Origin of the sequence: Sulfitobacter sp. 15WGC (assembly GCF_005068605.1) — a bacterium.
Lineage (GTDB): Bacteria > Pseudomonadota > Alphaproteobacteria > Rhodobacterales > Rhodobacteraceae > Sulfitobacter > Sulfitobacter faviae.
The window spans coordinates 1-248 of record NZ_SZNL01000255.1 but is presented as its reverse complement, the minus strand read 5'-3'; the positions used below and the strand labels follow the sequence as shown (position 1 = coordinate 248).

Annotated in this window: 1 protein-coding gene; it reads left to right on the top strand. The window is 52.8% G+C overall.

Annotated elements, in window-relative coordinates:
• A partial coding sequence (locus tag FCK22_RS19190; RefSeq protein WP_211243608.1) for a hypothetical protein occupies positions 1-220 on the top strand: 220 nt, incomplete at its 5' end.
• Positions 221-248: the final 28 nt, after the last annotated feature.

Genomic DNA, 248 nt, shown 5'->3' with positions numbered 1-248 from the left:
CGGCGACATCTACCTCCTCCCAGATGTCGTCGCCCCCTTTCCCCCCTCCCCATACCTTTCCCCCCTCCCCATATATGACAGTTTTATGACCCTGCGCCCTTTTGCCGCGCGGGCAAAACCGTTTTTTATCAACAACTTGCGCCACTCAGAACCTATGCGCTTTCTGCATAGCGGCATTGACTTTATGCCCGTTGTGCAAATGCAGAAAGGGCGTAAATAGCAGGCAACGAGATGATCCACAGATGAAA